General features: G+C 68.6%; 11 protein-coding genes, 1 tRNA gene and 1 pseudogene. 10 read left to right on the forward strand and 3 right to left on the reverse strand.

Annotated elements, in window-relative coordinates; genetic code table 11:
- Positions 1 to 21: 21 nt before the first annotated feature.
- From ABD54_RS21530 to pyk, 5 genes and pseudogenes are all read left to right on the forward strand, one after another.
- Positions 22 to 1,602: pseudogene (locus ABD54_RS21530) on the forward strand (glutamate synthase-related protein); the annotation flags it as partial.
- 19 nt (positions 1,603 to 1,621) lie between these two features.
- Positions 1,622 to 3,076, forward strand: a complete 1,455-nt coding sequence (locus ABD54_RS21535; RefSeq protein ID WP_047871341.1) for a glutamate synthase subunit beta — start codon at positions 1,622 to 1,624, stop codon at positions 3,074 to 3,076.
- Positions 3,077 to 3,275: 199 nt separating this feature from the next.
- Positions 3,276 to 3,659, forward strand: coding sequence for a DUF2784 domain-containing protein (locus ABD54_RS21540; RefSeq protein ID WP_047871342.1), 384 nt, complete (start codon positions 3,276 to 3,278; stop codon positions 3,657 to 3,659).
- Positions 3,660 to 3,733: 74 nt separating this feature from the next.
- Complete coding sequence (locus tag ABD54_RS21545) at positions 3,734 to 4,633, forward strand: hypothetical protein (RefSeq protein ID WP_047871343.1); 900 nt, start codon at positions 3,734 to 3,736, stop codon at positions 4,631 to 4,633.
- Positions 4,634 to 4,851: 218 nt separating this feature from the next.
- On the forward strand, positions 4,852 to 6,285 hold the full coding sequence (gene pyk / locus ABD54_RS21550; protein WP_047871344.1) for a pyruvate kinase: 1,434 nt from the start codon (positions 4,852 to 4,854) through the stop codon (positions 6,283 to 6,285).
- Positions 6,286 to 6,408: 123 nt separating this feature from the next.
- Here the strand turns inward: pyk and ABD54_RS21555 are convergent, their stop codons facing one another.
- From ABD54_RS21555 to ABD54_RS21565, 3 genes are all read right to left on the reverse strand, one after another.
- Positions 6,409 to 7,398, reverse strand: coding sequence for a DUF1266 domain-containing protein (locus ABD54_RS21555; RefSeq protein WP_047871345.1), 990 nt, complete (start codon positions 7,396 to 7,398; stop codon positions 6,409 to 6,411).
- Between the two features lie 209 nt (positions 7,399 to 7,607).
- On the reverse strand, positions 7,608 to 7,892 hold the full coding sequence (locus ABD54_RS21560; protein WP_152692071.1) for a hypothetical protein: 285 nt from the start codon (positions 7,890 to 7,892) through the stop codon (positions 7,608 to 7,610).
- Positions 7,893 to 8,002: 110 nt separating this feature from the next.
- A tRNA-Leu gene (locus ABD54_RS21565) sits at positions 8,003 to 8,076 on the reverse strand.
- Positions 8,077 to 8,238: 162 nt separating this feature from the next.
- On the opposite strand from ABD54_RS21565, the gene ABD54_RS21570 reads away from it, so the two are divergent.
- The 5 genes from ABD54_RS21570 to ABD54_RS21590 all read left to right on the forward strand — a co-directional run bounded on the left by ABD54_RS21570 (position 8,239) and on the right by ABD54_RS21590 (position 13,499).
- A complete protein-coding gene (locus ABD54_RS21570) occupies positions 8,239 to 8,805 on the forward strand; it encodes an ANTAR domain-containing response regulator (RefSeq protein WP_019610955.1) in 567 nt (188 codons plus the stop codon).
- Between the two features lie 400 nt (positions 8,806 to 9,205).
- Entirely contained in the window at positions 9,206 to 10,762 is a 1,557-nt protein-coding gene (locus tag ABD54_RS21575; protein WP_047871347.1) for a branched-chain amino acid ABC transporter permease, read from the forward strand.
- A gap of 11 nt (positions 10,763 to 10,773) precedes the next feature.
- On the forward strand, positions 10,774 to 11,763 hold the full coding sequence (locus ABD54_RS21580) for a branched-chain amino acid ABC transporter permease (protein WP_047871348.1): 990 nt from the start codon (positions 10,774 to 10,776) through the stop codon (positions 11,761 to 11,763).
- On the forward strand, positions 11,753 to 12,637 hold the full coding sequence (locus ABD54_RS21585; RefSeq protein ID WP_047871349.1) for an ABC transporter ATP-binding protein: 885 nt from the start codon (positions 11,753 to 11,755) through the stop codon (positions 12,635 to 12,637). The genes ABD54_RS21580 and ABD54_RS21585 overlap by 11 nt, the downstream gene beginning before the upstream one ends.
- Positions 12,630 to 13,499: an ABC transporter ATP-binding protein gene (locus ABD54_RS21590; RefSeq protein WP_047871350.1), complete on the forward strand. Its 870-nt coding sequence runs from the start codon at positions 12,630 to 12,632 to the stop codon at positions 13,497 to 13,499. Before ABD54_RS21585 ends, ABD54_RS21590 begins: the two co-directional genes overlap by 8 nt.
- Positions 13,500 to 13,566: the final 67 nt, after the last annotated feature.

Raw genomic sequence — 13,566 nt, forward strand, 5'->3', positions numbered from 1 at the left:
GAGTAGATGTCGTGGTGGGGCGGCGTCGGGCTCATCTCCCCGCCGCCCCACCACGACATCTACTCCATCGAGGACCTCGCCCAGCTCATCCACGACCTCAAGAACGCCAACCCCTCCGCACGGGTCCACGTCAAACTGGTCTCCGAGGCGGGCGTGGGCACCGTCGCCGCCGGCGTGTCCAAGGCGCACGCCGACGTCGTCCTCATCTCCGGCCACGACGGAGGCACCGGCGCCTCGCCGCTGACCTCCCTCAAGCACGCGGGCACCCCCTGGGAACTCGGCCTCGCCGAAACCCAGCAGACCCTGCTGCTCAACGGCCTGCGCGACCGCATCGTCGTCCAGGCCGACGGCCAGATGAAGACCGGCCGCGACGTCGTCATCGCCGCCCTGCTCGGCGCCGAGGAGTACGGCTTCGCCACCGCACCCCTCGTCGTCTCCGGCTGCATCATGATGCGCGTGTGCCACCTGGACACCTGCCCCGTCGGCGTCGCCACCCAGAACCCGCTCCTGCGCGAGCGCTTCTCCGGCAAGGCCGAGTACGTCGTCAACTTCTTCGAGTTCATCGCCCAGGAGGTCCGCGAGTACCTCGCCCAGCTCGGCTTCCGCAGCCTGGACGAGGCCGTCGGCTCCATCGACCTGCTCGACACCGCCGACGCCGTCACCCACTGGAAGGCCCAGGGGCTGGACCTGTCGCCCATCCTGCACGAGGTCGAACCCCGCGCCGGCGACCACCGCGTCCAGCAGCGTCTCCAGGACCACGGCCTGGAGAAGGCCCTGGACAACACCCTCATCCAGCTCAGCGAGGGCGCCCTGGACTTCGGCCAGCCCGTACGCCTCGAACTGCCCGTACGCAACGTCAACCGCACCGTCGGCACCATGCTCGGACACGAGGTCACCAAGCGCCACGGCGCCAACGGCCTCCCCGACGGCACCATCGACGTCTCCTTCACCGGATCCGCGGGCCAGTCCTTCGGCGCCTTCGTGCCCAGGGGCGTCACCCTGCGCCTGTCCGGAGACGCCAACGACTACGTCGGCAAGGGCCTGTCCGGCGGACGCGTCATCGTCCGACCCGACAACGCCTCCCAGCTCGTCGCCGAGGACCACATCATCGCCGGAAACGTCATCGGCTACGGCGCCACCTCCGGAGAGATCCTCCTGCGCGGCGTCGTCGGCGAACGCTTCTGCGTCCGCAACTCCGGCGCAGTCGCCGTCGTCGAGGGCATCGGCGACCACGGCTGCGAGTACATGACCGGCGGCCGGGCCGTCGTCCTGGGCCGCACCGGACGCAACTTCGCCGCCGGCATGTCCGGAGGCATCGCCTACGTCCTGGACCTGGACCGCGAACGCGTCAACACCGAGATGGTAGAGATCGAGGCCCTCACCGACGAGGACCGCGCGTTCCTCACCGACGTCCTCACCCGCCACCGCGCCGAGACCGGATCGACCGTCGCCGACCGCGTCCTCAACGACGGCGACGCCGGACTCGACCGCATCGCCAAGATCATGCCGCGCGACTACAAGCGCGTCCTGCTCGCCCAGGCCGAGGCCGAACGCGAGGGCCGCGACGTCAACGAGGCCGTCATGGCCTCCGCACAGTCCTGACACGAGAGGAGGAAGGCACATGGCCGACCCCAAGGGCTTCCTGAAGACCACCGAGCGAGAGCTCCCCAAGCACCGACCCGTCGACGTGCGCATCCAGGACTGGCGCGAGGTCTACGAGGACTTCGACCGGGGAACCGTCACCAAGCAGGCCTCGCGCTGCATGGACTGCGGCATCCCCTTCTGCCACAACGGCTGCCCGCTCGGCAACCTCATCCCCGAGTGGAACAACCTCGTCCACACCCACGACTGGGCCGAGGCGATCGAACGCCTGCACGCCACCAACAACTTCCCGGAGTTCACCGGCAGGCTCTGCCCCGCCCCGTGCGAATCCGCGTGCGTGCTCGGCATCAACCAACCCGCCGTCACCATCAAGAACGTCGAGGTCTCCATCATCGACCGCGCGTGGGAGGAGGGCTGGGTCAAGCCCCTGCCCCCCACCACCCGCACCGGCAAGAAGGTCGCCGTCGTCGGCTCCGGCCCCGCCGGACTCGCCGCCGCCCAGCAGCTCACCCGCGCCGGACACGACGTCACCGTCTACGAACGCGCCGACCGCATCGGCGGCCTCCTGCGCTACGGCATCCCCGAGTTCAAGATGGAGAAGCGGCACATCGACCGCCGCCTCGCCCAGATGAGCGCCGAGGGCACCACCTTCCGCGCCGGAGTCGACGTCGGCACCGACATCACCGCCGACCAGCTGCGCGCCGACCACGACGCCGTCGTCATCAGCGGCGGCGCCACCGCCTGGCGCGACCTGCCCGCCAAGGGCCGCGAACTCGACGGCATCCACCAGGCCATGGAGTACCTGCCCCTGGCCAACCGGGTCCAGGAGGGCGACTACGACACGCCCGCCATCAGCGCCCAAGGCAAGCACGTCGTCGTCATCGGCGGCGGCGACACCGGCGCCGACTGCGTCGGCACCGCCCACCGCCAGGGCGCCGCATCGGTCACCCAGCTGGAGATCATGCCCAAGCCGCCCGCCACGCGGCCCGACAACCAGCCCTGGCCGACCATGCCCATGCTCTACAAGGTCACCAGCGCCCACGAGGAGGGCGGCAAGCGGATCTACTCCGTCAACACCGTCGAGTTCCTCGGCGACGACAACGGCCGGGTCCGCGCCCTCAAGCTCGTCGAGGTCAAGCGCACCGACAAGGGCTTCGAACCCGTCGAGGGCACCGAACGCGAGATCCCCGCCGAACTCGTCACCCTCGCCATGGGCTTCGTCGGGCCCCAGAAGGAGGGCCTGCTCGACCAGCTCGGCGTCGAACTCGACGGACGCGGCAACGTCGTCCGCGACACCGACTACCGCACCACCGTCGAAGGCGTCTACTGCGCCGGCGACATGGGCCGCGGCCAGTCGCTCATCGTCTGGGCCATCGCCGAGGGCCGCTCCGCCGCCGCCGGAGTGGACCGCTACCTCACCGACGACAGCACACTGCCGGTCACCATCCCGCCGACCGCGCGACCGCTCGTCTAGCCACAACCGGTCACACACGCGCGCCGGGCGCGGAGGTCACCCTCCGCACCCGGCGCGTCGCCGCGTCCACCGCCAGGTGGAGAGCCATCCGGGTTTCCACCCACGTCGTCAACAGCCCCCGACACCCCCTGGCCCGGCCGGGAGACGGCGCCGATACTGGAAACCAACGGCACCCACCACGCGTCCAGGAGGCCAGACGATGACCTACCGGCTCATCGCCGACACCGCCATGGTCACGCACCTGGCCTTCCTCGCCTATCTCGTCCTCGGCGGGTTCCTCGCCTGGAAATGGCCCCGCACCCTGTGGATCCACCTCGGCTGCGCCCTCTACGGACTCGCCGTCACCCTCATCGGCTGGCCCTGCCCCCTCACCCACGTCGAGAACTGGGCCCGCCGGCGCGCCGGACAACAGGGCCTGCCCCCCGAAGGCTTCATCGACCACTACCTCACCGGCATCGTCTACCCCGCCGAACACCTGCTCACCGCGCAGCTCGCCGTCGCCCTCACCGTCCTCGCCTCCTGGACGGGACGCCTCATCCTCACCCGAAGACGCACACGCAACACCACCTCGAACCGCGCGTAAAGATCGCGAATGGATTGCCCCGCCAACCATTTCCCCGCTCCGCACACGGACGTACCGTCGAAGACATGACCGTTGTGACCTGGGACTCCCTTCGCGCCGCAGAACTCTTCACCATGCGAAACGCCCGGCTCATCGACCGGCTCCGCTTCGCCCACCTCTTCCAGAACGGACCCACCGAACCCGTCCGCTCCGCACTCTCCGCCTACCGCAACCTCGACGGCGGCTACGGCAACGGACTCGACCCCGACCTGCGCGGACACGCCAGCCAACCCGCCGCCACCGAGATCGCCCTGCGCTACCTCGACGACCTCGGCCCCATCCCCACCAGCCTCGGCACCGGCATCTGCCGCTACCTCACCACCGTCACCAACCCCGACGGCGGCCTGCCCTGCGTACGACCCAACGTCCGCCACACCGAAGCCGCACCCTGGTGGAAACAGCACCACGACTTCACCAGTGACCTCGGACTCACCGCACTCCTCGCCGGATACCTCCACAAGCACAACATCAGCCACACCTGGCGCGACAACGCCACCGCCTACTGCTGGAGACACATCAACGCCCTGCACTGGACCGACCCCCACCAGGCCATCGGTATCTGCACCTTCCTCCAGCACGTCCCCGACCGCGACCGCGCCCTGCGCACCACCAGCCGACTCCACTCCATGATCCGCGCCGTCATCGACACCGACCCCAAACCCAGTCCGCGCCGACACACCCACACCGCACTCGACCTCGCCACCCACCCCGACCACATCGCCCGCCCCCTTTTCACCGACGCCGAGATCCAACGCAACCTCGACTTCTTCGAGCAGACCCAACGCCCCGACGGCGGCTGGGACGCCACCTGGCAGCACTGGGACACCGCCGCCACCCTCGAACGCGAAGGCATGCGCACCATCCAACGCCTGCGCATCCTGTGCGCCTACGGCCGCGTCCGGGGCTTCCTCCCGCCCCGCCGCCGCGACACCTGACACACACCCGACCCGGCCCCCACGAGTCCCGGCGCGGACCGGACGCCGGGCTCCGCCGAGGCCGGGTCCTCCAACCCCCGACACGAAAGACCGCCGTCACCCAAAGCGACCGGTCCTCACCCGGGGTGCCCGCCGTTCGACTTCCCGCAGCCCCACATACGTCCATTCGCAACCTGGTTTAGACCACTCCATCCTCCAGACGCTCTAGAGTGTTATGCGTGACACGTCGAGCAAAAATCGTCGCGACCCTCGGTCCCGCCACCTCGAGCCCGGAAGTCCTCCGCAAGCTCGTCGACGCCGGACTGGACGTCGCCCGACTCAACCTCAGCCACGGAACCCACGACGACCACAGCGCCAACCTCGCCAACCTGCGAGGCGCCGCTGAGGCCGCACAACGAGCAGTCGGCGTCCTCGCCGACCTCCAAGGGCCCAAGATCCGCGTCGGCACCTTCGCCGACGGCCCCGTCGACCTCAACGTCGGCGACGAGTTCACCATCACCACCGACGACGTCCCCGGAGACGCCCACCGCGTCTCCACCACCTACAAGGGACTCCCCGCGGACGTGCGTCCCGGCGACCGCGTCCTCATCGACGACGGCCGCATCGCCCTGGAGTGCACCAAGACCACCAGCACCGACGTCCACACCCGCGTCGTCGTCGCCGGCACCGTCTCCAACCACAAGGGACTCAACCTCCCCGGCGTCGCCGTCAGCGTCCCCGCGCTCACCGAGAAGGACGAGGCGGACCTGCGCTGGGCCCTGCGCCAAGGCGTCGACATGGTCGCCCTCTCCTTCGTCCGCAGCCCCGCGGACGCCGAGGAGTGCCACCGCATCATGGACGAGGAGGGCATCACCGTCCCCCTCATCGCCAAGGTCGAGAAACCCCAGGCCGTCGAACGGCTCCAGGACATCATCGAGGTCTTCGACGGAGTCATGGTCGCCCGAGGCGACCTCGGCGTCGAACTCCCCCTCGAAAACGTCCCCATGGTGCAAAAACGCGCAGTCGAACGCTGCCGCGACAAGGCCAAACCGGTCATCGTCGCCACCCAGATGCTCGAATCCATGATCGGATCGCCCCGGCCCACCCGCGCCGAGGCCTCCGACGTCGCCAACGCCGTCCTCGACGGCGCCGACGCCGTCATGCTCTCCGGAGAGACCAGCGTCGGAAAGTACCCCGTCGAGACCGTCGAGACCATGGCCCGCATCGTCAGCGCCGCCGAACAGGAATCCCTGCGCGCCTCGCACATCCTCAACCGGGTACCCGAGACCACCGGCGGAGCCATCGCCCGCGCCGCCGCCGAGATCGGCGCCACCGTCGGAGCCAGGGCACTGGTCGCCTTCACCATGTCCGGCGAGACCGCCCGACGCCTGGCCCGCTACCGCTCACCCATCCCGCTGATGGCCTTCACGACCGAGGAGACCACCCGCGGAGTGCTCTCCCTCACCTGGGGAGTCGAGAGCAACCTCGTGCCCTGGGTCGACAACACCGACGACATGGTCCGTCAGGTGGAGGCCGAACTCCTCCAGCTCGGCGACTACAACAAGGGCGACAAGGTCGTCATCGTCGCCGGCAGCCCGCCCGGAACCACCGGTTCCACCAACTCCCTGCGCGTCCACCGCCTCGGAGACGCCGTAGCCCTCGCGGCACGGTAGGACCACCAGGGCGCCCCGCACCGGGCGCCCCCGACGTGCCGCATCAGGTCCGGCCCGGAGGACACGGCGCATGAGCCGCGCCGCCCACCGGGTCAGGACCAGGTGCGGCCCCGCCGCACCACCTCAGGCCGCCGACTCCCCGCGCACGTCCCCCCGAGGCTCCGGCCCCGCCGCCGTACCGCCCTCGGGCAGCACACGCTCCAACGGCATGTCCCACGGCAACAGGTTCCATGGACTGCGCTCGTCCTCCGTCAGCAGACCCAGCGCCGCCCACACCCGGTCAGTCCCACCGTGGTCGCCCTCCACACCCTTCTCCGGCCACAACAGGTAACCCGCGTGGAAGGCCATCGACAACTGCTGCCACGACGCGTACCGACGCTGAAGGTCCGAGGCCACCCGCCGCAACAGCGTCTGCGTCTCCACCGGACTCAACCAGTCCAACGACGCGCCCCCGCACACCAGCCGGATCACGTGCACCGACTTCCACCACTGGTAGGCGCCGATGAGCACCGTCTCGTCCGCCTCGGCCACCCCCGTGACCGCGCGCAACCGCGCCACCTGCTCCCCGCTCAACCGCACGTGCGCGCCCGTCACCTGCCCGCCCCGCTCACGCGGCAGACGCGACCTGGCCACCCCCGCGCTCAGATCCACCACCAGATCCAGTTTCGGACCCGTACGCAGCTCCTCCAACAGGGCGTCCACCGCCTCCAGCAGCGACTCCCGGTCGGTCACCCCCCACTGGCGCTCCAGCATCCGCTGGTAGGGACGGCGCAGCGACGGCCGGGCCACCACGTCCCAGGGCTCGGCCAGCGCCACCCGGAACGGCGCGGCCACGGCCGCGGCCCAGCGCTCGGTGCTCAACGGCGCGTCGGGGTCCTTGGTGCGCAGGGTGGGGGACTCGCGCGAGCCCACCACCAGCTCCGTGAAGGAACCGGCGACCAGCGCCACGACGGGCACGAACGCCCAGCCCGGCTGGCCGACGGCCACGAGAAGGACGATGAGCAGCGCGACGGGGGTCAGCAGCCACGGCTGGCGGCGCTGGGAACCCCACGCCACCACCACCCAGGCGCCGATAACCAGTGCGCCGACGATCCCGGCCACCGCGGTCAGCACCCGCTGCTCCTCTCCTGAGAACTCGCTTCTGGAACTCCAGGATCAAGGACGCGCGCCCGCGTAGGCGACCGAACCCACGGGTTGTACTCAGGTTGTGGCCGTGATGTGACCGGTTCCGCCATGTTGCCCCGGCATAAAGTGACAAAGGGCCTATTTAGGGCGGTACCGGCTGGGTACTCACACAGGTTCTGGCCCGTCTGTCCGGTCCCTCAGTACTTCGGCCCGACGAAGGCGTCCACGCGCGCCACGGCCTCCTTCCGCGACACCGAGACGACGATGGAGGTGGCTGTAGTCGTCGGCTGCTTTCGGCGGGCGGGGGAGTGGTTCGCAGCGGGGCAGTCACCGTTGTCCCGGCACTCGTCGATCAGGGAACGGCCACGCGACCAGGCGCGGAGGGCGGCCCGGTTGATGCCCAGGCGTCGACTGGCCTCGTTGTAGGAGGTCCCGGAGTCCGGTAGGGATGCCGCCGAACGGCGGACGTGCGATGCGTACATGACGTGCATGCTTGCTCACGGATGTGACATTACGTCGATGGCCTGACTACCGTGAGTTGATGTGTCTGAAATGAAAAGAGCCGCCCGGTCGGGGCGGCCCTGGGGTGTTGTGCCCTGAGTGGGACTCGAACCCACACTGTAATAGGTTTGAGCTATTTCCCTCTGCCGATTGGGGTATCAGGGCTTTTTTGGGTGAAACGGACATCCTGGCTGGTGTCCATCTACCTGTTCGGTCGGGGTTGCTCCGTCAACAGTGGTATCACGATTGACGCGCATGCCCGTCCCGACGTCCAGCATCCTAGCTGATCTCGGTAACCTCGTGTACGTGACGAGGACGCAGAGCCGTGTGGTGATCGCGGAAGACGAGGCCCTGATCCGCCTGGACCTCAAGGAGATGCTTGAGGAGGACGGTTACGCCGTCGTGGGCGAGGCCGGTGACGGTGAGACCGTGATCCGCCTTGCCCAGGAGCTCAAGCCCGACCTGGTGATCACCGACATCAAGATGCCCGTGCTCGACGGCCTCTCGGCCGCCGAGCGCATCGCCGCCGAGCGCATCGCCCCGGTGGTGATCCTGACCGCCTTCTCCCAGAGGGAGCTGGTCGAGCGGGCGCGCGAGGCCGGGGCCATGGCCTACCTGGTCAAGCCGTTCAACAAGGCCGACCTCGTGCCCGCCATCGAGATGGCCACCTCGCGCTACGCGGAGCTGTCCGCGCTGGAGTCGGAGGTCTCCAGCCTCCAGGAGCGGCTGGAGACCCGCAAACTGGTCGAACAGGCCAAGGGTCTGCTCCAGAGCCGCCACGGGATGAGCGAGCCCGAGGCGTTCCGCTGGATCCAGAAGAACTCGATGGACCGGCGGCTGACCATGCGCAGGGTCGCCGAGACGGTCGTGGAGACCCTCGGCGGCAAGCAGTGAGCCGCCACCGGTAAGCGGCGCTTACGCGTCCGCGCCAGCCGGACTGGACGGGTTGAACGAAGGGGGCCGCACCCGAATCGGGTGCGGCCCCCTTCGTCGTCTCCGCCCGGGCCTTCTCCTCTCGGCTCCTCGTGGTCACTCCGGTACGCCGGGTGCGGAGAAACTATGCAGTTCAGGCGCTTAACGCGGTGGAAACGAGACAGATGTTCAGGGTCAATGTGCCAGGTGTACCGGTTTGGTCTCGTTTGCACACGATGGGATGACGGTTGGGTCACGTGGCATTAGCGCATCTGAACAACTTGCCTAAATCGGGCTAAACTCACCGCACCGAACAGCAAAGGACAGCGGTGGCGCGTGCGCGCATTCGCCACCGCCACCCTCAGATGCGCAAGGAGCGCGCGTGCGCACACGTCTTGTGACCGTGTTGCTCGCCCTGATCACCGCCATCCTGGTGATCCCGGGGCCAGCGGCGACGGCAGACGAACAGGGCGGTGAAGCGCTGCACGGTCAGATCCTCAATCCGGAGAACCGGGACCAGGGTGTCGAAGGCATCGTGGTCACGGTCTACGACGGCGAGGACGAGGTCGGGGCGGCGGAGACCGACTCTGAAGGAATGTGGGAAGTGGGCCTGCCCGAACCGGGCACCTACCGCGTGGTGGTGGACCAGGAGTCCGTCCCCGAGGAGTTCGCGGTGATCGAGGCCCTCTTCGTCGACGGCGAGACCGAGGTGGAGGTCGAGGCGGACGACCGGCGGCCGCTGATCGTCGCCCTGGAGGCGGCGGGCGCGGTCGAGGAGGAGTCGTCCTCGCCCTCGCAGGAGGAGACGGAGGACTCCTCCGGCGGTGAGGCGGCCGACGAGGAGTCGTTGGCGCCCAACACCGACGCCGGTGGTTCCTTCGGGGACCGGGTGCTCCAGCTCACCGCGGCGGGTCTGCTGTTCGGCCTGGTGATCGCGGTGTCCGCCATCGGGCTCTCGTTGATCTTCGGCACGACGAAGCTGATCAACTTCGCCCACGGCGACCTGGTGACCTTCGGCGCGATGATCGCGCTGCTCTTCAGCACGGGTGCCGCGGGTATGGGCAACGCGCTGTTGGCGCTCTTCCTGGGTCTGGGCGCGGCGGTGCTGATCGGCGCCTTCCTGGAGACCAGGCTGTCGCGGACGGCGCTGGTCGCCGCGCAGTGGCTGTCGATCTTTGCGGGTATCGCGTTGGCGACCGTTCTCGGTGTGATGGGGGACGCGGTCGGCTGGAGCGTGCCGCTGTGGCTGGCGGCGGTGGTCGCGGTCCTGATGGGCGCGGTGCTGGGCGGTTCGATGGAGCGCTACATCTGGCGTCCGCTGCGGCACCGCAACGTGGCGATGATCCAGATGTTCATCGTCTCGATCGGTCTGGCGCTGGTGGTGCGGCACGTGATCCTGGTGCTCTTCGGGGCGGGCCGGGAGCGTTACGCGGGTTTCCAGCTCCAGGAGATGGTGCGTCTGGGGCCGGTGTCGATGCCGCCGCGCGACCTGGTGGTCATGGCGGTGGCGATCGTGGTGCTGGTGGGGGTGGCCTGTCTGTTGCAGTTCACCCGGATCGGCAAGGCGATGCGCGCGGTGTCGGACAACCGGGACCTGGCGGAGTCGTCGGGTATCGACGTGGACCGGGTCACGCTGTACGTGTGGGGGCTCGGTGGCGGTCTGGCCGCTCTGGGCGGTGTGCTCTACGGGCTCAACCAGGTGGTCGAGTACGAGATGGGCTTCCGTCTGCTGCTGATGATGTTCGCCGCGGTGATCCTGGGCGGTCTCGGCACGGCTTACGGTGCGATGGTCGGCGGCCTGGCGGTCGGCCTGGTGGCGATGTTGTCCACCCTGTGGTTCCCGTCCCAGCTCATGCAGGCATGGGCTCTGGCGCTGATGATCCTCATGCTGCTGGTCAGGCCCCAGGGCCTGCTCGGTCGGCGTGAGCGGGTCGGCTAGGAGAGAAGACGATGGATATCCTTTCGATCCTCGCTGAGTCCACCCGGTCGGCGCTCGGCCCGATCGCGGCGATCTACGCGCTCGCGGCGGTCGGCCTCAACTTCCACTTCGGTTACACCGGGCTGTTGAACTTCGGCCAGGTGGGTTTCATGCTGGTGGGCGCCTACGGCGTGGGCATCAGTGTGGCGGTGTTCGACCTGCCGTTGGTGGTGGGTTTCGGTGTCGGTCTGCTGTGCGCGTTCGTGATGGCCCTGTTGCTGGGCATTCCGACGCTGCGGTTGCGGGCGGACTACCTGTCGATCACCACGATCGCGGCGGCGGAGGTGATCCGTCTGGTGTACCGGGCGGGTTTCGCCGAGCCGTTGACCGGTGGTGTGTACGGGTTGCAGAACCTGGCGTCGGACTTCCGTGCGATCAACCCCTTCGACGGGGGTGAGCGTTACGGTTTCGGGGCGTTGTCCTACAACGGCAACCACCTGTGGGTTCTGGTGGTGACGTGGGGCCTGGTGCTGTTGATGGTCGGGCTGACGTGGATGCTGATGCACAGTCCGTGGGGGCGTGTCATCAAGGGCATCCGGGAGGACGAGGACGCGGTCCGCAGCCTGGGCAAGAACGTGTTCGCGTACAAGATGCAGGCGCTGGTGCTGGGTGGTCTGGTGGGCGCCCTGGCGGGGTGCATGCTGGCCGTGTACCAGGCGTCGATCCAACCGGACCAGTTCAAGCCGCAGGTGACGTTCTTCCTGTGGGTGATCCTGCTGCTGGGCGGTGCCGGTCGGGTGTTCGGTCCGGTGCTGGGCGCGATGGCGTTCTGGTTCCTGATGAACTTCACCGACGGTGTGCTCCAGGGTTTCGGCTCTATGGGTTGGCTGCCGTTCCTGGACGGTCCGGACTACGGTGCGATCCAGTTGGCATTCGTGGGTCTGCTGCTGGTGCTGCTGATCGTCTTCCGGCCGCAGGGTCTCATCGGCGACCGCAAGGAGATGCTGATCAATGTCAAGTGACAAGGTGGGCGGCGGCGTCGGGTCCGGGGTCGGGGTCGACCGCGTGGCCGGTGCGGAGCCGGTGCCGGGTTCGGCGAAGCCGGACCCGATCCTGGTGGCGGACGGTGTGCGCCGTTCCTTCGGCGGTCTGACCGCGGTGGACGTGGGGCACCTGGAGGTGCAGCGGGGGACGATCACGGCGTTGATCGGTCCGAACGGTGCGGGTAAGTCGACGCTGTTCAACCTGTTGACCGGTTTCGACCGGGTGGACGGGGGGCGTTGGACCTTCCAGGGCAGGCCGATCAACGGCAGGCGCGGCCACCAGGTGGCGCGTGCCGGGATGGTGCGGACCTTCCAGTTGACCAAGGCGCTGACCCGGATGACGGTGTTGGACAACATGCTGCTGGGCGCCCCGGGTCAGTTCGGTGAGCGGATGGCGGGCGCGTTCCTGCGACCGGTGTGGCAGGGGCAGGAGAAGGAGAACACGCGTCGCGCGCTGGATCTGTTGGAGCGCTTCAAGCTCATCGACAAGCGCGAGGACATGGCGGGTTCGCTATCGGGCGGGCAGCGCAAGCTGTTGGAGATGGCGCGTTCGCTGATGACCGATCCGACCATGATCATGCTGGACGAGCCGATGGCGGGGGTGAACCCGGCGCTGGTGCAGTCGCTGCTGGGGCACATCACGTCGTTGCGCGACGAGGGCAAGACGGTGCTCTTCGTGGAGCACGACATGGACGTGATCATGGGGATCAGCGACTGGATCGTGGTGCTCGCCCAGGGACGGGTGATCGCGGAGGGCCGTCCTTCGGACATCCGGTCCAACCAGCAGGTGATCGACGCCTACCTGGGCGCCCAGGAGGAGACGGCCGAGGCCCCGGGGAGTGGTGATGACTGAGAGCGCGAAGCCTAGTCCGGAGAAGGCGGCGAAGGTTTCGGACGGGGTTCCGGTGGAGGCCGAGGAGGCCGCCGCGGTGCAGGAGCACCGGGAGGAGGTGTTGGAGCACGCCGGTGAGACGGCGCCGGTGGGTGGTCCGGAGGACTACCTGCTGTTGGCCAGTGAGCTGGTGGCGGGGTACGTGCCGGGGGTGAACATCCTCAACGGGTGCACCCTGACGTTGTCCGAGGGCGAGGTCGTCGCGATCATCGGCCCGAACGGGGCGGGTAAGTCCACGCTGATCAAGACGGTGTTCGGGTTGATCCCGGTGCGTGAGGGAGCTCTGACGCTGCGGGGGGCCGACATCGCCGGTCTGCCTGCGCACGCCCTGGTGGAGCGGGGGGTGGGTTACGTTCCGCAGACGCAGAACGTGTTCCCGTCTCTGACCATCGAGGAGAACCTCCAGATGGGGGCGTTCCTGCGGCCGCGGTCCTTCACGAAGCGGTTCGCGGCGGTGGCGGAGCTGTTCCCGCTGCTGGCGGACCGGCGCAAGGCCAAGGCCGGGTCGCTGTCGGGCGGTGAGCGCCAGATGGTGGCCATGGGGCGTGCGTTGATGATGGAGCCGTCGGTGCTGCTGTTGGACGAGCCGACCGCGGGTCTGTCGCCGATCTACCAGGAGGAGGTCTTCCAGCGGGTCAAGGAGGTCAACCGGACTGGTGTGTCGGTGGTCATGGTGGAGCAGAACGCGCGCCGCTGTCTGCAGATCTGTGACCGCGGTTACGTGCTGGACCAGGGGCGCAACGCCTACACCGGTACGGGTGCGGACCTGTTGAACGATCCGAACGTGATCGAGCTGTACCTGGGGACGCTGGCCAAGGGCTGAGCCGCGGTGCGGGAGGGGCGGGGCCTGTGGCGGGCTCCGCCCCTTTCCTCTGTGGGGGTGCGGCGGG

It is taken from the genome of Nocardiopsis sp. RV163 (genome assembly GCF_001029525.1).
Taxonomy (GTDB): Bacteria; Actinomycetota; Actinomycetes; order Streptosporangiales; family Streptosporangiaceae; genus Nocardiopsis; species Nocardiopsis dassonvillei.